The sequence below is a fragment of the Pseudarthrobacter sp. NIBRBAC000502772 genome, from assembly GCF_006517235.1.
Lineage (GTDB): Bacteria > Actinomycetota > Actinomycetes > Actinomycetales > Micrococcaceae > Arthrobacter.
Genome location: NZ_CP041188.1, coordinates 1,615,846 through 1,642,420 on the forward strand (window position 1 = coordinate 1,615,846; position 26,575 = coordinate 1,642,420).

Consider the following 26,575-nt stretch of genomic DNA (forward strand, 5'->3'; position numbering starts at 1 on the left):
TGCGCCTGTCGAAACCCGTTCAATTCAGGAGGAATCATGAAAGCAGCACGTTTTCACGGCAGGAAAGACATCCGGATCGAGGATGTGCCGGAGCCGGAGCTCCGCGCCGGGGCCGTCAAGATCGACGTCGCCTGGTGCGGCATCTGCGGAACCGACCTGCACGAGTACCTCGAAGGACCCATCTTCGTCCCCGCCCCGGGGCATGCCCACCCGCTCTCGGGGGAGGAGGCTCCGGTGACTTTGGGGCACGAGTTCTCCGGTACTGTGTCTGAAGTCGGCGAAGGGGTGACGGGCCTCGCGAAGGGGGACAACGTCGTCGTCGAACCCTATTTTGTCTGCGACGAATGCGATTCCTGCCAGGCGGGCAATTACCACCTGTGCCGCAAGATGGGGTTCATCGGGCTCTCCGGCGGCGGGGGAGGCCTGAGCGAGAAGATCGTGGTGGACGCCCGATGGGTGCATCCCATCGGGGACATCCCGCTGGACGAGGCGGCCCTGATCGAGCCGCTGTCCGTGGCGCACCATGCGGTGGCGCGCAGCGGTGTGAAGGCGGGCGACGTGGCCCTGGTGGGCGGGTCGGGGCCGATCGGGCTGCTCACCGCGGCCGTCCTCAAGGGCATGGGCGTGACTACGATCGTCAGCGAGCTGACGCTGGCCCGCAAGGAGAAGGCGGTTTCCAGCGGCGTGGCGGACCATGTGCTGGACCCCAGCAAGGAGGACGTCCCGGCGCGGGTGCTGGAACTCACCGGCGGTACCGGTGCGGACGTCGCCTTCGAATGCGCCGGCGTGAACGCTGTGCTGGACACCATGCTCGACGCCGTCCGGCCGGCGGGTGTGGTGGTCAACGTGTCCATCTGGGGTGCGCCTGCCACGGTGGACATGCAGAAGCTGGTCCTGAAGGAGATCGACCTGCGCGGGACCATCGCCTACGTCCGGGACCACGCTGCCGCCATCAAACTGGTGCAGGAAGGCAAGGTGGATCTGAAGCCGTTCATCACCGGCAGGATCGCGCTGGAGGACCTGGTGGAGCAGGGCTTCGACACGCTCATCAATCACAAGGAGACGGCGGTGAAAGTGCTGGTGCACCCGTAGGAGTGCTTGAGGCTACGCGGAGGAACTGCACCGAAACAGTTGCGGAGCGCGGCAAAGCAAAGCCCCCGCCTCTGGCGGGGGCTTTGCGAACTTCCTATGAGTGTTATTTGGCTGCGACGAATACCTTGTCACCGAACATGCCCGCCCTGACGGCGAGAACGCCTTGAGCCGCGGTGGCCGACGGCACTTCAAAAGCCTGATTGCCTGTTGCAGAGCCGCCGTTATAAAGCGCGTTCGAGCTGATAGGATCCGGTTCTACGACGGACTTGTCGTAGCTGTTCACGGTCCTGCCGTCTGCTGTCACGTATTCGACTGACACGAACGAAGGCGTCTGCCCGTTAGCGTCATCGCCGATGTAGGTGGCGGAGTAGTTCACGAGGATGTACTCCGAACCCGCGGCAGGCGGGTCGTTGAATTGGTTGGCAGCGACAACAGCGTCTGTGGCGGCAAGGGTGACTGAGTTGACCACAACGCGCCAGTCCTTGGACTCAATGACCGAGCCGATCGGATGGGGGGTCTCGCGGGTTCCAGTTTTGGCAGCGGGAGCTTCCGCTGCCCCGCCGTTAGTGGCACCTGCATCCCCGGACGGTGCTACGACTTTGGTGTCGCCGCTGCCGAGGGCGTTGTCGATCGACGACCCGACGGCGCCAAAGAACACGACGACCCCGACAATTGTTCCAACGATTGACAGGATCAAGGCAGTGATACCCATCCCCTTGGGCTTGTCCCTTTGGAACAGGGAGACGAGAGCCAGAACGAATGCGATAGGCAGCAGTATCCAGCCAACGATGAGCGCGCCGGGCATACAAGCGAAGATGAAGCCGAGCACTGCTGTGATGAGGGCGATGAGCCCGACGACGTTTAATGGCTTCTTTGCCTTCGTCGGCCGGGGCGGGAGGGTCGGCGTTGACGCCTCGTAAGCCGACTGCGCGACAGGTGGGTGGTTGGGCGAAGTCTGCTGTGAGCCCGCCCCAGGGAACTCTGGTGTAGTCATGGCTCAAATATGACAGACGAAAAAGCATTCAATGTGTTACGACAAGACGCAACTTCAATATGACAAGCATGATTGGTACCTCGTGTGGAGGGACCAATAGCCATATAAAGTTGAACCTTTAACTTTGGAGTCAGTTGGCCTTCAAACTCGCCCGCACAACCTCAAAGCCCAGCCCCCCGAATCTTCCGGGCAGCGGTCTCGTCGAGGCGGGCGTCGCTGATGATGACGTCAAGCTCTTCCAGGGAGAGGACGCGGTATTTCGCGTGGTGCTCGAACGTGCTGCTGTCCGCCAGCAGCAGGGACTTCTCGGTTGGATGGCTCCACCACGTCGGCGCTGCTCTGCATGGTCTGCAGGTAGTGCATGCATCTGCCGTTCTGGAGCGTGGCCAGGGTGGCTGGCCTGTCCACGGTCCAGCTGATGTCCGGCATCTTCGCTTCCAGTGCTGCAATGAGTTCTGCATGGAGGGCATCGTATTTGGGGAGGCTGCCAGCTACCGGCGCGGGGGCCTCGGCGACCGGAGGGGCACGACGGCGGCGCGCACCTGGGTGCGTACCGACGTCCTGCGCGGGAAACCATTGCCCGGTTTCCTCGGGTAGCGGTACGCTCTTCGTCCCGGCCGTGCCCCAGGAAGGATCAATCATGAAAGTCCTGGCTGCAGTCTCGCTGATAGAGCTGATCCTCCAGCTCATCGGAGCGCGGAAAGCCATCCGGGACGGGATCCCTTACGACGCGCCCATTGGCCGGGGCAAGCCCGAAGACGTGGCGCGCGACATGTGGGCCATGGGCAGCGGGCTGTCAGCGCCGTGGCACACGCTAGCCGCCCACGCGGCAGGGACCGCTTTACTGATTGCCAGGCCGCGGCCGTGGGTCAGGCGGGCGGTCGGCTTGCTGGGCGCCCTCTACATTCTGGGCATCTCGTGGGAGCGGATCACGCGGGAGTCGTTCCGGCACCCGGACCGGGAGACCACCCCGCTGATAGCTTCAGGGCTTGCGCTGTCCGTTGCCATGGCACTGCTTGGGTTCGGACGGAAGCGTCTGTAGCCGGTCTCACCCTTCGGCCTTCGCGCCAGCCTGTCGTTTTCAGAGGTCGTGGGGACAAATTTCAGTGCCCGCCAGCCCAGGAATTCCCTGTCCGTATGCGGGGTGGTCGTCACTTCCGGCCCAGACGGCACCGCCGCCAGGGCAGGGCATCACCTGGAACGCCAGGCCGTCACGCTGGGCCCGCAGGTGGCGCCCGTCATCCTCGACCACTTCCCAGCCCGCCGCTGGCAGCGCTGCACGATAGTGCTGCAACACATCGACGTCTCCCGAGAGCACAAACCAGCGGGTACAGCCGCCCACACCACTCACGCCGCCACCGCTGTAAAGGCCGATGTGTTCGATGGAATCGAACGCCCGCTGGGACTCGCGGTCTGCACTGGCCATGGGCTCATCCGTACCCTCGGTCACGCACTGCGGAGAGGAGTCGTACTTCCCGGTCTTCTGCCCCAGGGCCAAGGGGGTGACAGCGAGCATCACGAGCAGCATGAGGACCGGGATGGCCACGGCCGTCAGTCGCATCCACAGTCGTGGCGAGAGGACCAAACCGACCACGGCAACCACCGCGACCAGACCGAGCGCCATTCCGGAAGGACCTGCCGTCAAGGCCCAGGTGAGTCCTTCGAACGCGGTATCGGCAACACGGCCGTACACCGCCATGAAACCGTGGTGGACCAGCACGGCCAGCAGTGCCAGTCCTGCCTCGACGGCGAGCAGCACCGTAACGGAGACAGCTCGGCCGGTCATGGGCATGGCTCATTGTAGGTTCGGCCTGACCTGCTGTACATGGGTCGACGCTCGCAGCGCCCTCGGCCGATGTACACCACCCCCAAGGGCAATTCCTGGCACTACATCTGGGATTGGGACGGTCAGCGCTACTCCATGACCCCCGAGGTCGCTCGGCGCTTGCGCACGGCCGCCGGTAACTGACAGCAACGAACCTTCCCACCGAGGGCAGCGAGCGGACCTACCTGCACGGCGTTCCGCACCACCGGACCATACCCGGCGGCCCTCCAGTCCAGGTGGGCGGCCAGCCGCTGACTGGTTCCCCTCCAACCACTGGCGGCTGAGGCCTTGCCCCTCGGTCGTTGCCATTCTGGACCGCCGCCGACTTCAGCACCGCAACCACCGAGTTGCGGCTGCCGGTGGAAAGCGCCTGACAGAATTATCAGCCCGTCTGTCTGTGCCGCACGTTACTGACCTCGCCCTCTGCAGGGAGCGCCGTGTCAACGACACTCCCTGACGAGATCTGCCGCTTGACCTGCTCAAGCTCTTCTTTGAGCCGGTCAACGGTGGCGCGGTACCTTTCAAAGTCCGCCGCTCGGCGTCGAGCCACGGCGTAACTGACGACGGCGGCGACAATGGCGAGCGGGAACGACAGGAGCAGGGCCCAGCCGGACACGGCAAGGAAGTCCAGCGCTATGGGAAGTGCCTGCTTGAATGCCAGGAACTCGTTCACGCCACCGACCACCCCGTTCAGCGCGGAGTCCAGGGGGCCCAGATACTGGCCCACGATTGGCGTCCCGGAGAACGACGGGACGGTCAGCGGCGGTTCCCCTCCTGCGGACCATCGGGAATCACGGAATTGGCTCAGGACATAGATCCCGGCACCCGCGTTGAGGGCCGCAAAGAGCAGGACGGAACCAAGCGCTGTCCAATGAAACCTGCGCGGACGCCAGAGGCCGGCCACCAGCGCGAAGACGGCGGCAGCAATCCAGGGAAAGAAGCGGAGTTCGTCGCGGCTCAAGCCACCCAGTAGATCCAATGAATTCCTCGCTCCTTGCCGCCGGAGCCATGCATGCCCCGGTCCCAGGCGAGCCTATCCCAGTCGCACCGGGCATTCCGCGGCAGATGTATAACTGTCGTGCACGGCGGAGCGGGTCAGCGAAGCGGCTGCCGTTCGCCGACGCTAACCGAACCTTCGGGCATGAAGTAGTCACGCCGTCGTCGTTCTATCCGTTCCTGTTGGCCTGGCGAAGGAATCCTGGCGCCCTTCGCCCGATTGCACCTGGCGCAGGCGGCGACGAAGTTCTGCAGGCTGGTGGATCCGCCTTTGGACCAGGGGTAGAAGTGGTCGCCGTGTTCGGCGGGCCGGGAGCAACGGCGCCGGAATCCGGCCTCCATTTCACACAGGCCGGCAGCTCGGGCCATGCCTTCGCGGCGCTGCTGGCGGGTGAAACCTCGTACCCGGTCCCGGCGTCGGAGGTCGTGGCGGTGGACCACGGCAGCAATGATGACCAGGACCACAAGAAATGCGCCGGGCAGGGCAGCCGCAGCCAGAACACTTTCTAGCATTCCGCGCAGGACCTCGGTCACCGAGGAAATACCAGTCCCGGAAACGACTTTCGGCTTTGGCATGAGGGCCAGGAAAACTGAGATGCTTAGCCACATCATTACGGCCGTATATGCCAAGCGCAAAGCCTTACGGCTCCAGTAGACGCGCTTCAGTTCCATCATCGGGTGGTCCCCACCTCGCTGGTTACCCTTCGCAACCCACACCGTCCCCGTCGCGGTCCAGACCATAGATGTCAGATCCAACGACCGTGACGGGTCCTCGCACATACGCGGGACCGTTTCCGCTCCCTCCGGCGCAATCGACGTCAGATGCAATGGGCACACACGCTCCCGCGTAGTTCGAGTCGCATCCGGACGGCGCTGCGGGGGCGGCAGGCCGCACGGGCGCCGGGACTTGTGCAGCTGCCGCGGCGGCTGCTGCAGCAGCGGCCTGCTGCTGGCGGGCCGCTTCAGCGGCAGCAGCTTCCTGACGGGCCGCCTCCGCAGCGGCCTGCTCTGCGGCAGCCTTTGCAGCAGCGTCTTGCGCTGCTTTGTCTGCGGCCGCCTTCTCTGCCGCGACCTTCGCTGCCGCTCGCGCGTCCGTTACCCGTTTCGATTCCGACTGCTCCATCCACTGCAGTTTTCCGGCGTCGGTCTTGGTGCAGATGAAGATCTTCGGCAGGTACTTTTCAGTCGCATTCTCGGTGAGGCAGGCGGAAGAAGCGGGCGCTGTTGGAGTGGGTGTCGGCGTTGCCGTCGCGGATGCGGACTCACTGGGAAGGGAAGCACCGATAGAGGCCGCCGATTGACCTCCGCAGGCCGTCGCTGAAATGACTATGGCGACCGCGAGAGCCCCACCAGCCACTCGCCGTCGGGAAATCCCTGATCCCGGTGAAGTCCGGATCACATGGCCAACTTCATTGTTGACCGGTTCTCGTGCTTCATGGCGTCGAAAAAGTGTATTCATTTATTGCCCCCACAAAATAAAGCATTGATGATGCGAAAGTGCTCGCCGAGCGTAACCCAGTAGCCTGATGCAAAAGGCAGGGCGACGGAGGCAATTCTGACCGCCCTGCATCAAGGCCTCCGCAAGTTCTTCCCAGCTTTGGCGCAGGAACACTCACCACTGAAGACTTCGCGTTCTTCCCTTCAGCCGGCACATAGTTTGCGGGGTGACTTTCGAGGAAGGCGCTGCCCGACGGGCATGCGCATGTATAGCCCGCCGGGGTTGGCGTCGTCGACGCTCGCGGTGGCTGTCTCGGAGTCACTTGCTAACGCGGCTAAGGGAACGTGCCACAGATTGTCCTCCCAGGCCCAATATCTCGTTCGGGAGCGTCGTACCGGGGTTTCGACAGGCTCCACCACCGCGGGTTTCGACGGTTTCGACAGGCTCAACCACCGATAAGACCCGGTAGCCGTCCTGGATCGCGAAGGAGGCCTTAGTGCTGATGGGGGATCCCGGCGTCGTGACGTAGTCCAGCGTCCGGAAGTCGGCGGTGAGGGCGTCCTGGGCGGTGAGGGCGTCCTGTCAGCCGGTTGGCTGGGCAGCTTGGTTGTCCTTGCTACCGGCTACGCTGCCATTGTCTTCTTTGCCCACCGTCCGCTCCAAAGCCCGCGCCGACCGGTTCCCTAGGGTCCGTGCGCACCGGCATTGGCTACGGAGCCACGGTCGGGCCGCCCTCGGATGGCTTGTCTGCCGGCGCTGGCGCGGGCTGCGTAAACGTGCGGGCGGCCAGTGAGCCCGCGATTGTGCTCGCCCCGATGCTGATGAGGGCCCCGAGGATAATGGCCGCGGCTTCTCCCGGTTCCAGCAAGTGCAATTGGGAGCCGATTGTGGCGGCGGCAACCGGCACTCCCAGCTGGGATGCTGCAAGAACTGCGAGCGGCAGAGGCTGGCCGAGTAGCCGCAGGCTTCCATGGACCAGCAGCGTTCCAAACCCTAGGCAAATCCCGAGGAGAATCATAGTGGGGCTTCCCGCAAGGGTGCGTAAGTCAAGCGATGCGCCCAGCCATACGAAGAACACCGGCCCTAGAAAGCCATCGCTGACGGCGAAGAGTTGATGGGCCAGTCGCCGGGGTTCTCCTACCGCTGCGACCACCAGGCCGAAGGAGAACCCGGCCAGCATGATGGACACGTGGCCCGCGACGGCAAGCCCGGAGAGCGCGAAGAGCAAGGCAAGCTGGATCCTGAGCTCCAGGGCGAACTTCCGGTCCTCGGACACGTCATGCATCCGTCCGCGCGTGCCGTTGCGCTCCAGCCAGCGAAGGACAAAGAACAGGACCGCAGCGCACGCCGCGACGACGGCTGCCCCGACGGCTGCCCGCGGTGCATTGGGTGGGTCGACAGCAAGCGGAAGTGCCACAATGCAGGCGATGTCTGCCACCGCCACCTGCGCCGTCGTCGTCAGGACCTTTGGTCCCGTCAGCCGCAGCGAATCGACGATCGGCAGCACCAAGGCTGCGGAAGAGGAAGCGAGCAGAACGATGTAAAGGGGAGCATGTCCGGTGCCAAAGGCAAAGGCAATGACGATTCCGACGGCGGCCGCGAGCACTGCGGCGATGCCGGCACGCAGGGCGCCACCACCCAGTGCGGGGCGGATGGCTTGGTCCCGCACGGGGACATGCGTCCCGGCGACGAACATGATGAGGGCGAACCCGACGTCGGCCACAAAGGTGAACGTGGGATCCGAGGAGTCCACTAGTCCCAGACCCGTGCGCCCGATGGCGATACCAGCCAGCAACTGCCCCAGCGCCACGGGAAGGTGCCATTTCTGGGATAGCGCCAGCAGCGGACCTAGGAGCGCGACCGCGCCGATCAGCGAAAGCTGAAAGAACGACACGTCCCTCCTTCTACCGGCGTTGCGGTTCGTTTGCGGCGGTTAGCGGGGCGCGTCGGCCAGTTTGAGTGGAATGTCGGTGTTTTCGTCCGTGCAATAGCTTGCGCACACCCGGTGGTAGCCATCGGCCACCTGCGCGGGAATCCCCCTGGCCAAGTCACCCCTGACCATCAGGATGGTCAAGAGCTTCATGCCTTCCCTGATCTTCTTCAGGTTCGATGCCACGTGGGCGCAATTGCCGCCCATTGCTGCCTTTCCACGGCGCGTATGGATAGTGGACTCATGCTGTCACACCCGCGCCGCGCCTGGCCATGGCCACAGCAACCCGTAGTGGGCGCATGACGTTGAGCGATACGCGGTTCCTGTGGCGGCCACTGGAAGTGGATGGTGGCTAAGGACGAGGACTACATCAAGGGCGAGGCTGTTGTTCGGAGCCTCTACGCCTCACCGACGACGGCTTCGTCAGCAGGACGGGGCGGGCCCGAGCAACCCTGAACTGGCACCTGCCGCCCCGGACTGACAGTTAGAGCTAGGACCTCCCAACTGCCTGTCCCATCAATTCCATCCCGGTGACTGCGTAGATGGCATTGCGGGCGTAGCCGATCCCTTACCGTGCTTCGGAACATTGATTGCTGTCACGCAGACTTAAACCGCGAGGCTATCAACTCACGCATCGCCGCCACATCAACGTCGCCGGCTGTCTGGTCCGTAAGCACTTTGGCTAGCCGTTTCGGCCAGAGCACGTGAACGTCGCGAGTGGCGAATGCGCCCCCGATCAGAGGCCAGTCTGCTTCGACGAAGCACAGCGCCCCGGTGACCGGAACATCCCAACGAGGTCGCGCACGATGTCGACCTGTTTGAGCGCCCCTTCGACCAGTTTCGTGCAATCACGCCGGCCAACGAGGAGCCTCTCAACGCGTGGGCGAAGGATGCCACCCTCAATCTTCAGTTCAGGCCGTCCCTTGTACCGCTTGGCATCGATCACCCAGATTCCACCGGGGGTGATGGCGATATGGTCAATGTTTGCCTTCGAGCCGGGGATTCGCCGGTCGTGGAGGACAGCCAGGCCATTGGCGCCCAGAGCATTCAGACGAGCGCCGAGGCGTTCCTCTCCTACCGCGCCTCGATCCCAGGCCTTGGTGGGCTGGCGCTCGTCAGATAGGGCGACTGCGAGGCCGCCGAAGCGGCCCCACTTCTCGCGGATCTTTTCCTCGTCCTTCGCCTTGCGGCGCTCATATTCGCGTCGTGCGGACGACCCGGCTACTCCGGGCTCAGTGGACAACGACTCCTCACAAGGTGTTTCCAGTCCGGGGGACATGGTTTCCATGGCCTCGATGGGGCACTGCAAACAGCGGACGGTCTTGGTCTCGCTCTCATAGATTGCCTCAGTCCCGGCCGGAAGAGACGCACCGCAGAGCCGACACGCTCCGGAATACCGGAGCTTCATCTGCTTCAAGAGGCTGGAACTTGGATCGCCGGAACGGACGGAGGCTGCTTGTAGATCGCGGCGGTTAGGCCTCGGATGCGCTTTCCCATGGCTCAATCCTCACTCACCGCAAGAATTTTCAGGGTGTGCCGCGCTCCGGACCTGCGAACGGCGAGCAAAGCCGCCCAAGACTGACTTCGCACCCGGAACGTCCCGCGCGACTCAACAGCCGCCGTCGGCCGTTCCACCGCTCCGTTCCGGGCGCCGAACCGGCCCCGAGACACCCCGGCCTCGCGCCTTCGGGCGTCGCCAGCAGCGCCTCCGCCATGTCCGTCAGGATCAGCAGGTGCTGTCCGTCGCCGGCTTCATCGGCCGACGTGGTGGCAGGCGGAAGCTACAGGGTCTCGGGAACTTCGCGTCCCGGGAACAGCATGGAGTACTGCTTCCGATACATCCTGCGCCCCACAAGCTTGTAGGCGAGGCGGACCGGCGCGGGGATCTCCTTGAACAGTTCCTTCCGGTCTGCGGGCGGATTCGTGGCCAGCACCATCCCCAGGTAGGCGACCATGAACTTCTTGTCGAACTTCTTGATTCCGTGCTGCCCTACCGCGTTCATTTCCTCCTCGGTCATCACCCTGTCCACGGCGGGCATGATCTCGGTGACCTCGCGGCGCAGGTGCACATTGAGGATGGCGGACAGCTCCTCGTAGCGTTCCGCGAGTTCCCGGCCGGTTTCTGCGTCTGCGGTCCGCAGCCAACGAAGACGTACAGGTTCGATGACCTCCAGCTTTTCTGTGACCTGCCTGTGTTGGGCGATCATCTGCCCGATGTGCAATGCGCACGCCGGTGCCCTCTCTCCCAGCGGCGGGTACATCAGCAGGTCCTCGCCCTCGTGGTGCGTGTGGAGTACTTTGTCGAAGTTCCCCAGGACTTCGCCCACGTAAGCGGCACGGGCGGTATCTCCGGGCGCGACCGAACGCACCAGCCCGGGCGCCTCGTCATACGCCCACAGGAAGAAACGGTGGATGCGCCGCATGGCCGCCGTCCCGGTGCACAGAACGGGCCCTGGGGGCAGGGGAGCAGCGGTCTCACCGGGCTGCATGGTGAAGAAGTCGGTCATTGCTGGGCCCCTAACACTCGTTGCGGCAGACGAGGACCTCTCCCCGGCAGCATCGTATCGGCTGCCCCCATGGGGCACAATGGGATCCGGATTCCGACGGCGGGCGTACAGGCAGGGGAACGCATGGCGACGTTCGAGGCCCTGTCCCGGGAGCTCCTATCCTCCGTCCGCACTATCCACCGGGTGGACCCCGAAGCTCTGGAGCTTGCCCGGACCGCGTACGCGCAGATTGTGCTCGGCGAGGACCCCCTTGCCGGCGTGAAGGACCAGCGCCGCCACCGTCCGCGGGGTGCGTTTCGAAGGTCACCGACAACGGCGGTCCTTGCCGACGGCACCGAGCTGGAAGCGGACCTGATTTGTATACGCTACCGGCTACGGCTCCATGAACGCTGATTGGAGGATCCGGGCTCCACTTTTGCCCTTACAGATTGTCGGTGCCAGGTGGGATCATGCAGCATGGCACGTAAACGTCGTCGCTCAGCTAGCGCTGGTGCCGGTGGGCTTGGCCCCTTCGGCATCTTCCTCGTTCTCGTCGCGATCGGGGTCCTCATCAAGTACTGGTGGGTTCTCCTGATCGTTCTCGGTGTGGTTGGGCTGACCGTGGCAATCGTCCACTTCGCCAGGACTCCGGCCCCTCCGGTCATGGCGCGCTCGCCGAAGCCGGCCCGTCCAGTCGAGCCCCCACCGGTCATGGCCCCGCGCAGCCCGGCCCTCGCCAGTGAAGATCTCGCGGACCAGCTGCGTGCCAGCAAACAAGTCCGCCACATACGGGACATGCAGGAATGGGACTACGAGTGGATCCGGCTGACCCACCCGGAAAAGAGCAGCCGGGATCTCAGTGACATCGCCAACGCCCACTTCGCGCGGGGGCGGTCGATCGGCGTCAACTACGAGTGGGCCCTTCTTGATTCCGGATCAGACCAGCCAGCTGAGGGCGTTGGCGTGAGTCCGGAGGCCCCCAAGCGCATCCCCCCGGACACGGACCATACGGCGAAGGCCGAGCCCGGGGAGCTTCTCGCACGCGACCCACGCACCATGTGGGCGTGGGCCGACTATCTGGAGGGGCGGCTCTCCCTGCCTGTCAGCGACGAGGACGCGCGGCAGGTCCTGGCAGCGATCCCGCCCGGCGACCACGTCGAGATCTTCGGTGCGGTCGCCATCGGGGCAGGCCTTCTCGGGGCCACGGACACGCTCCCGCACGAGGCCAGATTCGCCGCGAGGACATTCGACCGCTGGATCCTGCCGTGTCCGGGGCGTCTGGCCGTGATTATCCCCGCCTCCAGTACCAGGCACTACGCGACGGCCAGGCCGGTCGATGTGGCCCGCTGGATGGAACAGAGCAACTTCGCCGTGGCCGATGGCCGGCACCTGCGGGCCTACTCCGACCGGATACGCGTCGATCGGTTCGACGAGGGCGCCGGGCTGTGCATCCTCAGGCTTCCCGACAACCCCTTCGCGCCAGTTCCGCCAGGGCTCGGCACAGGAGGCGAGGACGCCCTGGTGGCGGAGTACATCAAATCCGTCACCGACCGCGTCCGCCAGGCGCAGGCCAACTACGGCGCCAACGACGCGAGGCGGGCCCTCCATGAAACATACGGGGAGAACAAAGACAGGCTCTCACGGGCCGAAAACTACTTGAAGGGCGCGGTGGTCGACATAAAGGGACGCCCCCGAATCGGAGCCGAGACTCACAAGGCTCTCGTCAGCCACTTCCGCAACGCCGACCTGAAGGCTGCCTTCTTTTGCCTTGCCCTCGGCCTGCCCTATCCCGGAGACAAACCACTAAGCAGGGCCCAAATACGCCGCCCTACACCAGCCGACTTCTACTGACGCGTGGGGTGCGAAGTCCACCAGGTGTCAGGAACTTCCGCACGTCCTCGCTGCGTGTCATGGCGTCCACGCTACGCGGCCGCCCCAGGACGAGGGAGGGACTGGCGGTACCCGGAACGACAGTGACTCCCGGCCATGCGTAGAACACGGTTGCATGGAAAGCATGAAACCTGAACCCGCAACCGCTCCCCATCCGGCAGCGATTCTGGCGATCATCCTCGCCAGCTACTTCATGATCCTGCTGGACAACTCGGTCATCTTCACTGCCCTGCCCAGCCTGCAGGAAGACCTCCAGTTGAGCACCGGCGAGCTTTCCTGGGTTCAGAATGCATACACGCTGGTCTTCGGCGGCCTGCTGCTCCTGGGGGCCCGGGCAGGTGACCTGCTCGGACGCCGGCGGGTTTTTGTGTTCGGGCTGGCGGTGTTCTCCATCGCGTCGCTGCTGATCGGACTGGCGCCGGAGGGCTGGTGGGCGATCGCCGGCCGCGCCGTGCAGGGTATCGGGGCGGCGATCGTCGCGCCCGCCTCGCTGTCCCTGCTCACGGCGAGCTTCCCGGAGGGCCGTGAGCGCACCCGGGCCGTCGTTTTGTACGGTGCTACGGCAGGGATTGGTGCCAGCCTGGGCCTGGTCATCGGCGGGGCGCTGGCCCACTGGATCTCCTGGCGGGCCGGGTTCTTCGTGAACGTGCCCATCGGCGCCGCGATGATCGTCCTCGCTCCACGGTTTCTCCCGGAAACCGGCCGGTCCCGGGGCCGCTTCGACGTCTTCGGCGCGCTCAGCGCCACGCTGGGTGTCGGCGCTCTCGTGTTCGGCATCATCAACACCGCCGACGCCGGATGGGCCTCGCCTGTCACGCTCACGGCCGTCAGCGCCGGCGTCGTGCTCCTGGCCGTGTTCGTGCTGATCGAGCGCAGGGCGGCCCAGCCGATCATGCCGCTGCGGCTGTTCGCGAGCCGCCGCCGCACCGGCGCCTACATCGCCCGCCTCCTGTACCTGGGCGCGATGATCGCCTTCTTCTTCACCACCCAGTTCATGCAGGAAGTACTGGGCTTTGACCCGCTGCAGGCTGGCATCGGGTTCCTCCCCATGACGGCGGTCAACTTCGCCATCGCGATGAGCATCCCGCGGCTCGTGGGCCGGATGCCGGGCTCGGTCCCGCTGCTGGCCGGTATCCCGCTCACCCTCGCCGGGATGTTTTGGCTCAGCCGCGTGGGCATCGACTCCTCCTACCTGACGGGGGTGGCCCTGCCAATGATCCTCATAGGCGCCGGCCAAGGCCTGGCCTTCGCGCCACTGACCTCGTTCGGCATCGTCGGTGCCCCGCCCGCAGACGCCGGGGCGGCATCGGGCCTGGTGAACACCTTCCACCAGATCGGCACCTGCCTCGGGCTTGGTATCGCAGTCGCTGCCGCAGCAACCGTCCCGACCACGGGTTCCGCCGTAGCGCACCTGGCCGCCGCGGTCAGCGCCGCCCTCACGGCAGGCAGTGTCCTCCTGCTTCTTGCCCTGACGGTCGCCGCGGCCCTCATTTTGCCCGCAGATTTGGCTGCCCGCCGAACCAGGGCACCCCGGATGGCCGTGCCCGTACCGGAGGCGCAGCCCGCCCGCTGAACCGCACGACCACTGAGCCCCAGCCCCTCCCACATCCCCGCACATCCGAATACCGTGAAAGGCATGATCATGGAACTTACACTCAACAACGGCGTCACGATGCCAGCCCTCGGCCTGGGCGTCTTCCAGAGCCCACCCGAGCAGACGACGGCGGCCGTCGAGGCTGCGCTCGCAGCCGGCTACCGGCACATCGACACCGCCGCCGCATACGGCAATGAGCGGGAGGTGGGCCAAGGCATCCGCGGCTCGCGTCTGGACCGTTCTGACGTGTTCATCCAGACCAAGGTCTGGGTGAGTGACTACGGCTACGACCAGACGCTGCACGCCTGGGAGAAGGCTGCTGGCAAGCTCGGCGTCGACTACCTTGACCTGCTCATCCTGCATCAGCCGGCCCCCGACCGGTTCGACAAAACCATCGCCGCGTACAAGGCGCTGGAAACGTTGCTTGCCGACGGGCGGGTACGGGCGATCGGCGTCAGCAACTTCATGCCACACCACCTGAAGCAGCTACTGGCAGAGACCCACGTCATCCCGGCGGTCAACCAGATCGAGCTGCACCCGTACTTCAGCCAGCCGGACGTCCAGGCAGCCGACGCCGAGCACGGGATCCTCACCCAGGCCTGGTCACCGATCGGCGGCATCACTTTCTACCCCGGGTGGGGCGGCAAGGACCGTCGGAACGTGATGGAAGACCCGACGATCGCCGCCATCGCGCGGGTGCACGGGAAGAGCCCGGCGCAGGTCATGCTGCGCTGGCATTTGCAGCAGGGCCGCTCAGCCATCCCGAAATCAACAAACCCTGGCCGCATTGCCGAGAACTTCGACGTGTTCGACTTCGAACTCAGCGTCGACGAACTGGCCGCCATCGACGCGCTCGACTCCGGTGTGCGCAACGGACCCGACCCCGACGAGGCGCGGCTGGAGCGCTTCTCGATGGTCATCCCCGAAGCCTAAGACAGAAAGAAGATCAGCTTGGAATACTGCACCAGCCACGGTGCACAGGAACTCACAGCACAGGCACGACGACGGATGAAACCGTGACCGCCACGGACCTGGAGGGGCTCCACAACGCGTTGTGCGAGGCGATGGTTGCCGGGGACCTGGCAGAACTCGGCGTCATCCTTGCCGACGACTTCACCCTTACGCACATGACCGGATCCGTGCAGGCCAAGGCGGAATGGCCACAATCTGGGGATCCACGGCAACATGGCGCCTGACGTTGCGCTCCTGGTTCGAGCCGCGCGGAGACGGCTGGGCCATCACCCGCACCGTCGCATCAACCTGGTGACAACCCCATATGCCTCGAGTGGTTGAGCTTGTCGAAACCCGAGGTCTCGACAAGCTCAACCACCAGGAGCGGCTAGGGGAGCGGCTGCCGCTCGCCGACACTGACTAAACCGTCGGGCGTAACGTAGTCCCGTCGTCGTCGTTCAATCCGTTCCTGCTGACCCGGGGAAGGAATCCTGGCGCCCTTCGCCCGGTTGCACCTGGCGCAGGCGGCGACGAAGTTCTGACCAGGCCCACAACGAACATTCCGGGCAGGGCAGCCGCAGCCAGAACGCTGTCCACCATTCCGCGCAGGACCTCGGTTGCGGCGGAGATACCAGCCCCTGACGCTTCCCCCATCCTTCTCCAGCTTCAAGGAGCGTACCGCTCAAACAACGGGGAAACCCCAAGCCGAGCGAACTCGGATGGGGGTTTCGAGGGTTCGGGAAGGTTCTAGATGGCGACCAGCCCCGGAACTCCGTCCTGGATCGCGAAGGAGGCTTCGTGCTGACGGGATCGGGAACTCGTGACGTAGTCCAGGGCCCGGAACTCCGCGGTCATCGCCTCGCGGGTGATGGTGCGGTCCGCGGCGAGGTGCTCTTAGGCAAGATGTTCGTGCCGGACCATAATGTTCGACAATCAGTCCGCTGAGGTCTAATATCTGGAACCTCGCCGTTATCATTTGTATGGCACACGGAAAGTGCAGCTTCTATTAATGCTCGGTAATCACTTATGGCTGCTCCCGCGGTAAGAGGCATCCTTCGTACGAAAGAACAGTGCAGATGTCCACACCGCCGTATTTCCTTAAAGCCGCGGCATCCGTATTCCTTGCCTCAATGGTTCCATTTCTGGCCCCTGCTGTTGCTCATGCTGATCTTGCAACTGATCCGCCATCTGCCACTGTTCCTTCTCCTTCGCCCTCTGCTCCACCCGCAGGAGAGCAAAGGTACATCGTGAAATATGGCAATGATGTGAATGCAGAAGCGGAGTCTACGTCCCTGCGGCAACAGGGGATTGAAGTTAAGGCGACTCTTTCCCATGCAATGAAAGCTTCGGTAGTTGTAGCGACACCGAAGGAAATGGAGTCCCTGAAAAGATCAGAAGACGTGGCCTCAGTTGAACTTGACACTCCCGTTTCAATCTCTGGTGCCACATCTATTTGGGGGCTTGACCGGGTAGATCAGCGATCAGGGCGAGATGGGCAGTACAGCATCGGCAATGAAGGTGCGGGCGTGAACATCTATGTTGTTGATACCGGGCTGCATGTTTCCCATACGGAATTTTCCGGGAGGATTCCTGCAATCTGGTGGGGAGTTCATGATGGCAATGGAATCAATGACTGTAATGGTCATGGGACGCACGTCGCGGGAACCGCCGCCGGAACAACATACGGCGTTGCCAAGAAAGCCAGCATCATCCCCATCCGGGCGCTTGAGTGTGATGGAAGCGGCTGGGCGTCAACAATCATGGCAGGGATTGACTGGTCAGTTCAGCACCACGTGGCCGGTCAGCCAGCAGTACTGAACCTCAGTATTGGCGGTTTCACTAATTCTTCATTTGACGAAGCCGTTCAAAGTGCTGTTAACGACGGGATGACGGTAGTCGCATCAGCAGGCAACGCCGGCGCTGATGCCTGTGCTGCCTCTCCTGCTCGAGTTCGGTCTGCCATTACCGTTGCAGCTACGGATATTAACGACGCTCAGGCGTCATGGTCCAACTACGGCTCTTGCGTTGATATTCAAGCACCGGGAATATCCATCAGGTCTGCTTGGAACAACGCTGCTACCGGCTACAACACTCTGGACGGTACTTCAATGGCCGCTCCACACGTTTCCGGTGCGGCTGCAGTCCTGCTTTCCCGTGACCCTTCGTTATCCCCGGCACAGGTTCACCAGTCGATGACCAACAACGCGGTGACGGGTGTCATCAGTGCCAATAAGGGCGCAACCCCTAACAGGTTGCTATTTATCCCCGCGCCTAATCCACCTGTTCCCTCCTGCTCCAATCTCCAGGCTGGTGATGCATGGGCGGGGTAGGTACGCATTGCGGGTTGCAGGGATCAGCAGCTTCTACCCCGTCTACCGCTGAAGCTCCCCCCGTAACCGCTGATGAAGCTCCCGCTCCCCTTGCTACGACCAATGCCGCCCCGGCACCTGCTGCAACTGCCCCAGCTCCAGGGCCCGCACAACCCGATCCCGCGCAACCGGCTCCCGAACCTGCTGATGCTCCCTCCTGGCAGGCTGCAGCCGCTTCGCCCCTAAATAAACCTGCCGCTGCGAATGCGGCGCAGGCAGCGGCAATTGCTGAACCTGGCGTGATCTCACCTCAGCCGGTGGCGGACGAAGCCACTCAACGACCCGAAACCACATCTTCGGAAACACCGGCAACAGTGGCAGCGAACTCCAACCCTGCCCCATTACCAAGTGGCGGTGCCACCATTGCCTCTGCAGCGGATACATTCGACGACGCTGCGGCGGATACCGTGACCGCTGCAGCGAACAACTCGCTCTGGGTAATCACGATCGGACTGGTCCTTGGTGGCATGGCTGCTGCATATGCAATCAGGAGGCTGAATCACCGACGGCGGCTGACAGTATGACCTCAACTTCTGTTTGATTTGTGACGGTCAGACACGGAACGGCTGAGGTCTCGTTTCTGCAGGAAGGTATGCCGCGCGATTCGAGGATCAGAAGCCCGACGCCGTCCCGGAGCCGGAGGGTTTGGTTCCGAGCGGGACTCCGTTCATGTCGGTTGCGATGCCGGGTTGGCCGTTCGCGGTCCCCTCGTACGTGGGGGTGCCGGCGATGACGCCCGTGGCCCGGGTGCCGCTCTTGAGGGCTCCGAGGGTGATCGTGAGGGTCTTGCCGTCCGCGCTCAGCGAGACGGAGGACCGTTGGACGGTGCTGCTGCCCTTGAAGGTGAGGTTTCCGCCGGTGCTGGTGGTGTAGCGGGCGCCGAGGTTGACGGTGCCGAAGTTGCTGGTCGTGCAACCCGTCGTGAGGGTCAGGGTGTCGTTGGGTGCGGAGGTGTTGCGGCTGATGAGTACGCTGACGCTGCTGCTCAGATGCGTCCACGGCCCTGTGGGGCTGGTCCAGGTGCTGCAGAACGAGCTCGGGCTCATCGGCTCGTTGAACACGACCACGACCTTGTCGTTGGTGTCCGCTTTGCCGGCGATTCCGCCGTTCTGGAGCGTGACGGACACGACCCCCGGGCCGATGCGGCTCGTCGCCGTCATCACCGTGCTGATGTTGCCGTAGGTGTCCGTGGCCTGGGCCGAGAACGTGACCAGGCCCGAGTTGAGGGTGCTGAGGTTCATCGTCGCGGACCAGTTTCCCGAGCCGTTCGCGGTTGCCGTGGCCGATAGGCTGTGATTCCCCGAATCGGTGGCCGTGAGCGCCACGGCTGCCCCCGGATCGGAGGTCCCCTCGAATGGCACGGCGGTCACCGTGTCGCCCGTGATCTGGGACGGCACGCTCGTGAACTGCGGTGCCGTTGAGGTCGTCTTCTTCGTTCCGGTCTGCGCTGCGGACGCACCGGTGTTACCGGACGTATCGGTCGCGGTTGCGGTGTATGTGAGCTGGCCGTCGCTCAGGCTCGTCAGGTTCAGTGGCGTTATGGACCAGTTCCCGGTTCCGTCCGCGGTAGCGGTCGCGGTGACTGTGTGAACGGTGTCGGCGTCAGTGATGTTGAGCGTGACGGTGGCGTCTGCCTCGGCGCTGCCGCTGATGGTCACGGTCGTGGCGGTCGCGGCGGTGACGGTGGCCGGGGCCGTCAGTGTCGGGGCGGCGGGGGGTGCGGTGTCCTTGGGGGCCGTTGCTGTCGTCGCCGGGCTGACGTTGCCCGCCGTATCGGTCGCGGTGGCGGTGTATGTGAGCTGGCCGTCGCTCAGGCTCGTCAGGTTCAGTGGCGTTATGGACCAATACCCGGTTCCGTCCGCGGTCGCGGTCGCGGTGACGGTGTGAACGGCATTGGCGTCCGTGACGTTGAGTGTGACGGTCGTGCCGGCCTCGGCGCTGCCGCTGACCGTCACGGACGTGACGGTCGCGGCGGTGACTGTGGCGGGGGCCGTCAGCGTGGGCGCGGCGGGGGGCGCGGTGTCCTTGGGGACCGTTGCCGTCGTCGCCTGGCTGACGTTGCCCGCCGTATCGGTTGCGGTTGGGGTTGCGGTCAGTGTCACGGTGCCGTCGTTGAGGCTCGAGAGGTTGAGTGTCGGAAGGGACCAGGCTCCGGTCGAGCTGGCCGTGGCCGTTCCGCTCACGGCATTGCCCGCGTCGTCGGACGCTGTGACACTCACGGTGCCCGTGTCCCCGGCGATGCCGGAGACGGGCACGGCATCGACGTTGGCCACGTTGACGACGGAGGGTGCGTCCAACGTGGACGCGGCGGGGGGCACAGTGTCCTTGGGGACCGTTGCCGTCGTCGCCGGGCTGACGTTGCCCGCCGTATCGGTCGCGGTTGCGGTCAGGGTCACGGTGCCGTCGTTGAGGCTCGTCAGGTTGAGTGTCGGAAGGGACCAGGCTCCGGTCGAGCTGGCCGTGGCCGTTCCGCTCACGGCATTGCCCGCGCCGTCGGACGCTGTGACACTCACGGTGTCCGCGACTCTGGCCCTAGCGGTGCCGGAGACGGGCACGGCATCAACGTTGGCAACGTTGACGACGGAGGGTGCGTCCAACGTGGGCGCAACGGGGGGCGGTGCCGGGATGACCGTGATGGTCGAGGTGGTTGAACTTGAGCCGGTGTCGTTGGTGACGGTCAGGGTCGCGGTGTAGGTTCCGGCGGCGGTGTAGGTGTGGGCCGGGTTCTGTTCGGTGGACGTGTCGCCGTCGCCGAAGGCCCAGGACCACGACGTCGGCGAGTCGGTGGAGGTATCGGTGAAGGCCACGTCCAGGGGCGCGGTGCCGGAAGTGGGGGTGGCCGTGAAGGAGGCAACGGGCGGTGGTGCCGGGCTGACCGTGATGGTCGAGGTGGTTGAACTTGAGCCGGTGTCGTTGGTGGCGGTCAGGGTCGCGGTGTAGGTTCCGGCGGCGGTGTAGGTGTGGGCCGGGTTCTGTTCGGTGGACGTGTCGCCGTCGCCGAAGGCCCAGGACCACGACGTCGGCGAGTCGGTGGAGGTATCGGTGAAGGCCACGTCCAGGGGCGCGGTGCCGGAAGTGGGGGTGGCCGTGAAGGAGGCAACGGGCGGTGGTGCCGGGCTGACCGTGATGGTCGAGGTGGTTGAACTTGAGCCGGTGTCGTTGGTGGCGGTCAGGGTCGCGGTGTAGGTTCCGGCGGCGGTGTAGGTGTGGGCCGGGTTCTGTTCGGTGGACGTGTCGCCGTCGCCGAAGGCCCAGGACCACGACGTCGGCGAGTCGGTGGAGGTATCGGTGAAGGCCACGTCCAGGGGCGCGGTGCCGGAAGTGGGGGTGGCCGTGAAGGAGGCAACGGGCGGTGGTGCCGGGCTGACCGTGATGGTCGAGGTGGTTGAACTTGAGCCGGTGTCGTTGGTGGCGGTCAGGGTGGCGGTGTAGGTTCCGGCGGCGGTGTAGGTGTGGGCCGGGTTCTGTTCGGTGGACGTGTCGCCGTCGCCGAAGGCCCAGGACCACGACGTCGGCGAGTCGGTGGAGGTATCGGTGAAGGCCACGTCCAGGGGTGCGGTGCCGGAAGTGGGGGTGGCCGTGAAGGAGGCAACGGGCGCCCGGTCGTAAAAGTGCCAGTACTGGCTGGTGGCGTTCACATCGGCGAGCACCAGCAGACCGCTGTTGGCCGTGCCCCGCGCCGCACTGTTGAGGTTCTGCTTCGTTGACGTCACGTTGTGGACATACTGGTCGGCGTCCACGATACGAGCCGTCTTCGCGGTGGTGAAGCTGATGTTGTCCAGCGGCGAGGACTTCTCGTAGATGGCGCCCCCGGAGTTACTGCAGACACCAGCGTTCGTCGTGCCATTCGGCTTCGGATAGGAAGCGAAGGTACGCAGTCTCTGCGTGCTCTCATCAATCAGGACGAGCACCCGGTTTGGGCACTCCGACACAGTCGCGATCGGGTGCGACGACCAGGTCGTGCCATTCAATGCCAACAGCTGGATCAGCGGTTGGGGCGCGGACGTGAACGACGTCTTGACAGCGGCGAAAACCCGATCACCCGAGGAGTCCAGCCACTTCAAGTTCATATGGTCATCGCTGCTGCCCTGCCCCGACACCGCCGCCACAGGTTCGCTCCAGTCTGTGTCCGACGCTCCATCGACGTGGTAGCTCCAGTACATGCCGTCCGTGGCGTCACCGACCTCCCGGCTCCACATCAGACCCATCTTGCCGGGTCCGAACGCGATCACAGCCGACGTGTCGTCCACAGACACGTTGCTCAACGACGCAGGATGCGGGAACGGCGTGCCCCATGTTGTGCCGTCCGTGCCAGTGACGTTCAGATAGATCTTGTTCCCCTGCTGCCACGTGGCCCACACCCGACCCGTCGAGTCCTTATCGATGGTCAGGGTCTCAACCTTGTAGTTGTTGATGTTTGTAGAGGACAGCAGCGAGTACGTCTTGGTACTCGAGTTGTAGCTGTAACTTCGCATCGTCGTCGGGAAGTTCGGCACAGCCGGCAGGTTGTCGGCGACGAACCGGTAGCTCGCCACATACAGCGTCGTCCCGTCCCACAACACGTCATGATGGGTGCCCGCCCGATTGTCCGTCGCCACGCCCGTATTGACCCACGAGCTCGTCGCGGCATTGAACCGGAAGATATGAAAATCCGAGCTGGCAGTGTCCCACAGGTTCCCCCACCAGAGCCCGTCGTTGAACCACAACGAACTCGTCGCCCGCTTCGTACCCGTCGGGGTCCCCGTCCCCGAATGCGACGGACCCTCAACCCCAACATCACCCTCAGCAGCCGACGCCGCAACCGGCACCACCACAACACTACCCAGCGCAAGCAGCAGCGTGATGAACGCGAGCAGGGTCTTTCTCATGATCTCTTCCCGGCGGATAGTGGATTCTTCGGTTGCCGCCGCTGTCACCGGCGACGGGCATCAGGTTCCATGAAATTCTTCTCCCTTCGGTTTTTGTCAGGCGTCGCGGCAGGCGTCTGGTCAGTGTATTCCCGGGTCAGGAGGCCAACCAGCGTAGTGAGGGGCTGCCGTGTACTCGTATTTCTCGCAGGCGCTACCCGTCTTTCAGCCCGGACTACCCGGCTTTACTACGGTGCGGAACGCGTACCGGCGTCTGTGTCCGACCCCGACGTTGGAACGAAGTTCCAGTCGAAGGACCCGTCGTCTCGGAGTGTCATCTGAAGGAACCCGTGGGTGTCGCTGAACCGCTTCACGATGTACGGCGGACGGCTGGTGAAGGGACGGAGACCGATACCTCCCGTGGAAACCTGGAACGCCGTCATCCCGTCATTGACGCACTGATCAGCGTTGTTCACCGGACATGACCGTTCGTAGTTGTGTTGTGACCCTGACAGGGTCAGACGGACCCGGTGCTTCCACATCACGTCAATCCATGGCTTGTGGTCAGCGGCCCGCTCATGTTCGTTCGTGTTCGACGTGAAGTACGGTTCGTGATGAACTACCGCCAGGTGCTTACCCGCCGCCTTGGCAGTAGCGAGGTCGTTGTCCAGCCACGCCGTCAACGCCCGAGCCTGCGTGGGGTTGTACCGCCAGAGCGCGGACGACAGGAACGCGAAGTGCCAGTTCCCGAAGTCCTTCGAGTACGGTTCCCCGTTCCCGATGAACCCACGCTCCTGGTTGATCGCAGCCTTTTCCCGAGACCCCGGGCATTGGCCATTCATGAAGTTGTCGAGGTCTTCGTTGTGGCCGGGTTCCCAGTCGTGGCTGGGGGCGGACACCCAGTACAACTTGGGCATCGTGCCACCCCACAACGGCGTCCAGTAGTTCACGTAGTCATCGCAGTACGCCGTGTCGTACTGGAAGTCCCCGAGCCCTAGGAACGCGTCAATGTCGTTGTTCTGCACGAGCCGCGTGATCGCCGCACCGTTCCGACCGGACGGGCTATCAGGCGCATAGTTCTTGACGCCGTTCATGTCACCGACAGCAGCGATCCGAACACCAGGCGGCTCCGGAGCGCTGGCGCAACCCGCGGCAGATACCGCCAGGAGGGCTGCGGCGGTTGCGGCCACGCTCCGGAAGGATCTGAAACGAGTGAGCGCTGACTGCATCCGATAACCCTCAGATGTGTCGGTACCCGAGGTACTCGGTGACCTCGAGGACGGTGGTCTGCTCGGCGGACCGGTCGTGCGCGGGACTGGAAGACAACTCACCTTCGAACACCCCGGGGGCGGAAGCGAACATGCCCGGCGACTTGCCTGACCGCTGCCACCTCGTGTGGAAATCGGCCACGAAGGCCTCGATCCTGCCGCGTACCTCGTCCTGGGCCATGCGGCACATCCTACCGCCCCACGGTGGCCCCCCTTCCTAAGCCCGACGAGCGTGCCGTGGGTCCGCCGCCGTCGTACAGGGGGTTCAGGTTCACGACGGACTGCACTACCTTTCTCCTATGGCCATGGGCAAGCAATGGTGCTCTGACCCCCTACAGGAATTTCTACTCAGAAGGAGTGGGATAGGTCATGAATCAACGATCCAAAATATTCTTTGCTCTCGTCGTCCTGTTGCTTGTTGTTGGCGGGGCGACACTTTTTGTCTTCGACAACACAAAAAGAAGCAGGGCCGCGGAGTACGATCCGCAGATCAACCCGGCCGATTTCACCACCAAAATTACCAATCAATATTTCGCCCTCCCCGTCGGCAAGAAAATGACTTACGAAACGACCGAGCAAGGACGCGTCACCGAGAGGATTGAAATCGAAATCCTGCAGGAAACCAAGACCATAGAGGGCGTTGAGACGGCCATCTACCTGGACAAGGAATACAAGAACGGGCAGCTCGTAGAGGAAACCCGGGATTACCTGGCACAGCACAAGAACGGTGACGTGTGGTACTTCGGCGAGGACGTGAACAACTATTGGAACGGGATGTTGCTGGACCACTCCGGCAGCTTTCTCCACGGAAAAGATGGCGCAAAAGCCGGCATCTGGATGAAGGCCGAGCAGCGCACCGGCGATTCCTATAGGCAGGAATTTTACGTTGGTCATGCAGAGGACATGCGGGACACCGTCGCCACCGGCGAGACCGTCTCCACGAAAACCCGCACCTACACCGGCTGCGTCAAGGTTTATGACTGGACGCCGCTAGAAAAGAATTCCCGGGAGCATAAGTATCACTGCCCCGAGGTCGGTGCGCTCGTCCTGACCGAGGACCTGCAGACCGGAAAACGGTCAGAACTCGTGAATGTGGTTCAGCCCTAGACAGGCTCAACCACCGACCAGTCCCGGGACTCCGTCTTGGATCGCGAAGGTGGCCTTCGTGCTGACGGGGGATCCCGGCGTCGTGACGTAGTCCAGGACCCGGAAGTCGGCGGTGAGCGCGTCCTTGGTGATCTTGGTGTTCACGTAGCCGCGGTTGTCGTTGTAGAACTTCAGGTGCGGGTTCCAGGCCATGACGGGATCCACCGTTGAGCCGGTGCCGTTGCCGGTGGAGCTGATGGACGTGCACACCAGTTCGGAGCCGACGACGGGGGAGGCCGGGTCCCTGTAGTCGACCTTGATGTCGTTGGCCCAGTTGCGGTGCACGTCGCCGGTGAGTACGACGGCGTTGCGGACGTTCGCGTCCACCCAGCCCTGGGAGATGCGGCGGCGGGAGGCGGCGTAGCCGTCCCACCCGTCCATGGAGACGTCGTCGATCTCGGGGGCCTTGTTGCGGTCCTTTTCGGCGAAGAAGACCTGCTGGCCCAGGATGTCCCAGCGCTGGGTGGAGTTCTTGAAGCCGTCCAGCAGCCACTTCTCCTGCTCGGCGCCGGTGATGGTGCGGTCCTCGGCCAGGCGCTCGGTGACGTTCTTCTTCCAGCCGTCCCCGGCCAGCTGGTCGTCCCGGTACTGCCGGGTGTCCATCATGTGGAAGTTGGCCAGCTGGCCCCACTGGATGGTGCGGTAGATCTTCATGTCGACCCCGGCCGGCACGGACGAGGCCCGGAGGGGCATGTTCTCGTAGTACGCCTGGAACGCGGCGGTGCGGCGCTGCCGGAACCGCTCGGTGGTGTCGTTCAGCTGCCCGGCGTCCTTGTTCTCCGGGATCTCGTCCGCCCAGTTGTTGTCCACCTCGTGGTCATCCCACACCACCAGCCACGGCGCGACCGCGTGCGCGGCCTGCAGGTCAGCGTCGGACTTGTACTGCGCGTGCCGCTGCCGGTACCCGGCGAGGCTGGAAGTCTCGGGGCCCTGGTGGTCGCGCGGGTTGCCGCCGCCGATCACGTAGCTGTCCTTCTTGTACTCGTAGATGTAGTCGCCCAGGTGCAGCACCAGGTCCGGGTGGTCCTGGGCCAGCCGCGAGTAGGCGGTGAAGTAGCCGTGCTCGTACTGCGAGCAGCTGGCGAACGCCATGGCCAGCGCCGCCGGCGTCTCGTGCGGCGCCGGGCTGGTGAGGGTGCGGCCCACCACGCTGATGTGCTTACCCGTGCGGAACCGGTAGAAGTACTCGCGCCCCGGGCGGAGGCCTTTGATTTCCACGTGCACCGAGTGGGCGGTTTCGATCCGGGCATTCTCGACGCCGCGGGCTACTACGGTGCGCATGCCGGCGTCTTCAGCCACTTCCCACGCCACCGCGATGTTGCGGGAGGGCATGCCACCCAGGCCGTCCTCGGCGATCGGGTCCAGTGCCAGCCGGGTCCAGATCACAAAGCCGTCCGGCCAGGGCTCGCCGGAGGCGATTCCCAGCAGGAACGGATCGGTGCGGAGACCGGCGTCGTCCGCTGTTGAAACGGCGACGGCGGCACCCGGCCAGGCGGCGACGAGCCCGGCCCCGAGGCCGGCGGAAAGGAGGGATCTGCGTGAAATGTTGTCCATGGGTTCGACCGTAGTGAGGCCGGTTGGACATGTTGTGAGGGCGGCGTGAATGCGTGGTTAACTGCGTGACAAGACCTGTCGATTTGGAGCAGTTTCTACTTCCTGGAGTTCAACGCGTCGAACTGCTCCTGCCAAAGGGATAACTCCTCATCGACGTAGCGCCTGTGGGCAGGAGTCCATTTGGGCCAGATGTCG

24 protein-coding genes and 1 pseudogene are annotated in these 26,575 nt (G+C 64.1%); 11 read left to right on the forward strand and 14 right to left on the reverse strand.

The window, feature by feature from the left end; translation table 11 throughout:
* The first annotated feature begins 36 nt into the window (after positions 1 to 36).
* Positions 37 to 1,092: a 2,3-butanediol dehydrogenase gene (locus NIBR502772_RS07630; RefSeq protein ID WP_141139723.1), complete on the forward strand. Its 1,056-nt coding sequence runs from the start codon at positions 37 to 39 to the stop codon at positions 1,090 to 1,092.
* Between the two features lie 103 nt (positions 1,093 to 1,195).
* On the opposite strand, the gene NIBR502772_RS07635 is transcribed toward NIBR502772_RS07630, so the two are convergent.
* Positions 1,196 to 2,086 carry a DUF4352 domain-containing protein gene (locus NIBR502772_RS07635; RefSeq protein WP_246848730.1) on the reverse strand — a complete coding sequence of 297 codons (891 nt, stop codon included), beginning with the start codon at positions 2,084 to 2,086 and terminating at the stop codon, positions 1,196 to 1,198.
* 228 nt (positions 2,087 to 2,314) lie between these two features.
* Positions 2,315 to 2,728 (reverse strand): hypothetical protein, encoded by a 414-nt coding sequence (locus tag NIBR502772_RS07640; RefSeq protein ID WP_141139724.1) that lies wholly within the window; start codon positions 2,726 to 2,728, stop codon positions 2,315 to 2,317.
* On the opposite strand from NIBR502772_RS07640, the gene NIBR502772_RS07645 reads away from it, so the two are divergent.
* Positions 2,727 to 3,128, forward strand: coding sequence for a hypothetical protein (locus NIBR502772_RS07645; protein ID WP_141139725.1), 402 nt, complete (start codon positions 2,727 to 2,729; stop codon positions 3,126 to 3,128). The two genes, NIBR502772_RS07640 and NIBR502772_RS07645, sit on opposite strands and share 2 nt — an antisense overlap.
* Before the next feature lie 39 nt (positions 3,129 to 3,167).
* On the opposite strand, the gene NIBR502772_RS07650 is transcribed toward NIBR502772_RS07645, so the two are convergent.
* Entirely contained in the window at positions 3,168 to 3,872 is a 705-nt protein-coding gene (locus tag NIBR502772_RS07650) for a hypothetical protein (RefSeq protein ID WP_141139726.1), read from the reverse strand.
* A gap of 234 nt (positions 3,873 to 4,106) precedes the next feature.
* Between NIBR502772_RS07650 and NIBR502772_RS22730 the strand changes: the two are divergent.
* Positions 4,107 to 4,285: pseudogene (locus tag NIBR502772_RS22730) on the forward strand (AraC family transcriptional regulator); the annotation flags it as partial.
* 8 nt (positions 4,286 to 4,293) lie between these two features.
* Here the strand turns inward: NIBR502772_RS22730 and NIBR502772_RS07660 are convergent.
* Positions 4,294 to 4,890 (reverse strand): hypothetical protein, encoded by a 597-nt coding sequence (locus tag NIBR502772_RS07660; RefSeq protein WP_168223503.1) that lies wholly within the window; start codon positions 4,888 to 4,890, stop codon positions 4,294 to 4,296.
* A gap of 116 nt (positions 4,891 to 5,006) precedes the next feature.
* The gene (locus NIBR502772_RS22735; RefSeq protein ID WP_371706878.1) at positions 5,007 to 5,276 is read right to left on the reverse strand and encodes an HNH endonuclease; all 270 of its coding nucleotides are present in this window, start codon (positions 5,274 to 5,276) and stop codon (positions 5,007 to 5,009) included.
* Between NIBR502772_RS22735 and NIBR502772_RS22740 the strand changes: the two genes are divergently transcribed.
* Entirely contained in the window at positions 5,196 to 5,417 is a 222-nt protein-coding gene (locus NIBR502772_RS22740; protein WP_246848844.1) for a hypothetical protein, read from the forward strand. The two genes, NIBR502772_RS22735 and NIBR502772_RS22740, sit on opposite strands and share 81 nt — an antisense overlap.
* 187 nt (positions 5,418 to 5,604) lie before the next feature.
* Here the strand turns inward: NIBR502772_RS22740 and NIBR502772_RS22745 are convergent, their stop codons facing one another.
* The 5 genes from NIBR502772_RS22745 to NIBR502772_RS07690 form a co-directional block, all read right to left on the reverse strand.
* Complete coding sequence (locus tag NIBR502772_RS22745) at positions 5,605 to 6,030, reverse strand: hypothetical protein (RefSeq protein WP_246848731.1); 426 nt, start codon at positions 6,028 to 6,030, stop codon at positions 5,605 to 5,607.
* A gap of 1,024 nt (positions 6,031 to 7,054) precedes the next feature.
* Complete coding sequence (locus NIBR502772_RS07675) at positions 7,055 to 8,239, reverse strand: cation:proton antiporter (RefSeq protein WP_141139730.1); 1,185 nt, start codon at positions 8,237 to 8,239, stop codon at positions 7,055 to 7,057.
* Between the two features lie 39 nt (positions 8,240 to 8,278).
* The gene (locus NIBR502772_RS07680) at positions 8,279 to 8,461 is read right to left on the reverse strand and encodes a hypothetical protein (RefSeq protein WP_141139731.1); all 183 of its coding nucleotides are present in this window, start codon (positions 8,459 to 8,461) and stop codon (positions 8,279 to 8,281) included.
* Positions 8,462 to 9,011: 550 nt separating this feature from the next.
* Positions 9,012 to 9,518, reverse strand: a complete 507-nt coding sequence (locus NIBR502772_RS22750) for a nuclease-related domain-containing protein (protein ID WP_246848732.1) — start codon at positions 9,516 to 9,518, stop codon at positions 9,012 to 9,014.
* 538 nt (positions 9,519 to 10,056) lie between these two features.
* On the reverse strand, positions 10,057 to 10,782 hold the full coding sequence (locus tag NIBR502772_RS07690; protein WP_141139732.1) for a hemerythrin domain-containing protein: 726 nt from the start codon (positions 10,780 to 10,782) through the stop codon (positions 10,057 to 10,059).
* 123 nt (positions 10,783 to 10,905) lie between these two features.
* Between NIBR502772_RS07690 and NIBR502772_RS07695 the strand changes: the two genes are divergently transcribed.
* The 6 genes from NIBR502772_RS07695 to NIBR502772_RS07725 all read left to right on the forward strand — a co-directional run bounded on the left by NIBR502772_RS07695 (position 10,906) and on the right by NIBR502772_RS07725 (position 17,526).
* Positions 10,906 to 11,175, forward strand: a complete 270-nt coding sequence (locus tag NIBR502772_RS07695; RefSeq protein WP_168223504.1) for a hypothetical protein — start codon at positions 10,906 to 10,908, stop codon at positions 11,173 to 11,175.
* Positions 11,176 to 11,238: 63 nt separating this feature from the next.
* Positions 11,239 to 12,612 carry a hypothetical protein gene (locus NIBR502772_RS07700; RefSeq protein ID WP_141139734.1) on the forward strand — a complete coding sequence of 458 codons (1,374 nt, stop codon included), beginning with the start codon at positions 11,239 to 11,241 and terminating at the stop codon, positions 12,610 to 12,612.
* Positions 12,613 to 12,775: 163 nt separating this feature from the next.
* Positions 12,776 to 14,224 (forward strand): MFS transporter, encoded by a 1,449-nt coding sequence (locus NIBR502772_RS07705; RefSeq protein ID WP_141139735.1) that lies wholly within the window; start codon positions 12,776 to 12,778, stop codon positions 14,222 to 14,224.
* 69 nt (positions 14,225 to 14,293) lie between these two features.
* On the forward strand, positions 14,294 to 15,178 hold the full coding sequence (locus tag NIBR502772_RS07710) for an aldo/keto reductase (protein WP_141139736.1): 885 nt from the start codon (positions 14,294 to 14,296) through the stop codon (positions 15,176 to 15,178).
* An 83-nt stretch (positions 15,179 to 15,261) separates the two neighbouring features.
* Entirely contained in the window at positions 15,262 to 15,441 is a 180-nt protein-coding gene (locus NIBR502772_RS07715; RefSeq protein WP_210412404.1) for a nuclear transport factor 2 family protein, read from the forward strand.
* Positions 15,442 to 16,272: 831 nt separating this feature from the next.
* Positions 16,273 to 17,526 (forward strand): S8 family peptidase, encoded by a 1,254-nt coding sequence (locus tag NIBR502772_RS07725; RefSeq protein WP_168223505.1) that lies wholly within the window; start codon positions 16,273 to 16,275, stop codon positions 17,524 to 17,526.
* Between the two features lie 650 nt (positions 17,527 to 18,176).
* Here NIBR502772_RS07725 and NIBR502772_RS22755 read toward each other — a convergent pair.
* The 3 genes from NIBR502772_RS22755 to NIBR502772_RS07740 all read right to left on the reverse strand — a co-directional run bounded on the left by NIBR502772_RS22755 (position 18,177) and on the right by NIBR502772_RS07740 (position 23,861).
* Positions 18,177 to 22,433: a PKD domain-containing protein gene (locus tag NIBR502772_RS22755; protein WP_141139738.1), complete on the reverse strand. Its 4,257-nt coding sequence runs from the start codon at positions 22,431 to 22,433 to the stop codon at positions 18,177 to 18,179.
* Between the two features lie 227 nt (positions 22,434 to 22,660).
* Positions 22,661 to 23,602 carry a hypothetical protein gene (locus NIBR502772_RS07735; RefSeq protein WP_246848733.1) on the reverse strand — a complete coding sequence of 314 codons (942 nt, stop codon included), beginning with the start codon at positions 23,600 to 23,602 and terminating at the stop codon, positions 22,661 to 22,663.
* 49 nt (positions 23,603 to 23,651) lie between these two features.
* Positions 23,652 to 23,861, reverse strand: coding sequence for a hypothetical protein (locus NIBR502772_RS07740; protein WP_141139740.1), 210 nt, complete (start codon positions 23,859 to 23,861; stop codon positions 23,652 to 23,654).
* 188 nt (positions 23,862 to 24,049) lie between these two features.
* On the opposite strand from NIBR502772_RS07740, the gene NIBR502772_RS07745 reads away from it, so the two are divergent.
* Entirely contained in the window at positions 24,050 to 24,787 is a 738-nt protein-coding gene (locus NIBR502772_RS07745) for a hypothetical protein (RefSeq protein ID WP_141139741.1), read from the forward strand.
* Positions 24,788 to 24,793: 6 nt separating this feature from the next.
* Here NIBR502772_RS07745 and NIBR502772_RS07750 read toward each other — a convergent pair whose 3' ends face one another.
* On the reverse strand, positions 24,794 to 26,380 hold the full coding sequence (locus NIBR502772_RS07750) for an alkaline phosphatase (protein WP_141139742.1): 1,587 nt from the start codon (positions 26,378 to 26,380) through the stop codon (positions 24,794 to 24,796).
* Positions 26,381 to 26,575: the final 195 nt, after the last annotated feature.

Bases quoted from the DNA above. Each gene is read 5' to 3' on its own strand.
- NIBR502772_RS07705 (WP_141139735.1), top strand. From the start codon at position 12,776: ATGAAACCTGAACCCGCAACCGCTCCCCATCCGGCAGCGATTCTGGCG.
- NIBR502772_RS07630 (WP_141139723.1), top strand. From the start codon at position 37: ATGAAAGCAGCACGTTTTCACGGCAGGAAAGACATCCGGATCGAGGAT.
- NIBR502772_RS07725 (WP_168223505.1), top strand. From the start codon at position 16,273: ATGTCCACACCGCCGTATTTCCTTAAAGCCGCGGCATCCGTATTCCTT.
- NIBR502772_RS22745 (WP_246848731.1), bottom strand. From the start codon at position 6,030: ATGGAGCAGTCGGAATCGAAACGGGTAACGGACGCGCGAGCGGCAGCG.
- NIBR502772_RS07740 (WP_141139740.1), bottom strand. From the start codon at position 23,861: ATGGCCCAGGACGAGGTACGCGGCAGGATCGAGGCCTTCGTGGCCGAT.
- NIBR502772_RS07640 (WP_141139724.1), bottom strand. From the start codon at position 2,728: ATGATTGATCCTTCCTGGGGCACGGCCGGGACGAAGAGCGTACCGCTA.
- NIBR502772_RS07750 (WP_141139742.1), bottom strand. From the start codon at position 26,380: ATGGACAACATTTCACGCAGATCCCTCCTTTCCGCCGGCCTCGGGGCC.
- NIBR502772_RS07695 (WP_168223504.1), top strand. From the start codon at position 10,906: ATGGCGACGTTCGAGGCCCTGTCCCGGGAGCTCCTATCCTCCGTCCGC.
- NIBR502772_RS07710 (WP_141139736.1), top strand. From the start codon at position 14,294: ATGGAACTTACACTCAACAACGGCGTCACGATGCCAGCCCTCGGCCTG.
- NIBR502772_RS07690 (WP_141139732.1), bottom strand. From the start codon at position 10,782: ATGACCGACTTCTTCACCATGCAGCCCGGTGAGACCGCTGCTCCCCTG.
- NIBR502772_RS07745 (WP_141139741.1), top strand. From the start codon at position 24,050: ATGAATCAACGATCCAAAATATTCTTTGCTCTCGTCGTCCTGTTGCTT.
- NIBR502772_RS07650 (WP_141139726.1), bottom strand. From the start codon at position 3,872: ATGACCGGCCGAGCTGTCTCCGTTACGGTGCTGCTCGCCGTCGAGGCA.
- NIBR502772_RS22735 (WP_371706878.1), bottom strand. From the start codon at position 5,276: ATGGCCCGAGCTGCCGGCCTGTGTGAAATGGAGGCCGGATTCCGGCGC.
- NIBR502772_RS07635 (WP_246848730.1), bottom strand. From the start codon at position 2,086: ATGACTACACCAGAGTTCCCTGGGGCGGGCTCACAGCAGACTTCGCCC.
- NIBR502772_RS07645 (WP_141139725.1), top strand. From the start codon at position 2,727: ATGAAAGTCCTGGCTGCAGTCTCGCTGATAGAGCTGATCCTCCAGCTC.
- NIBR502772_RS22755 (WP_141139738.1), bottom strand. From the start codon at position 22,433: ATGAGAAAGACCCTGCTCGCGTTCATCACGCTGCTGCTTGCGCTGGGT.
- NIBR502772_RS07700 (WP_141139734.1), top strand. From the start codon at position 11,239: ATGGCACGTAAACGTCGTCGCTCAGCTAGCGCTGGTGCCGGTGGGCTT.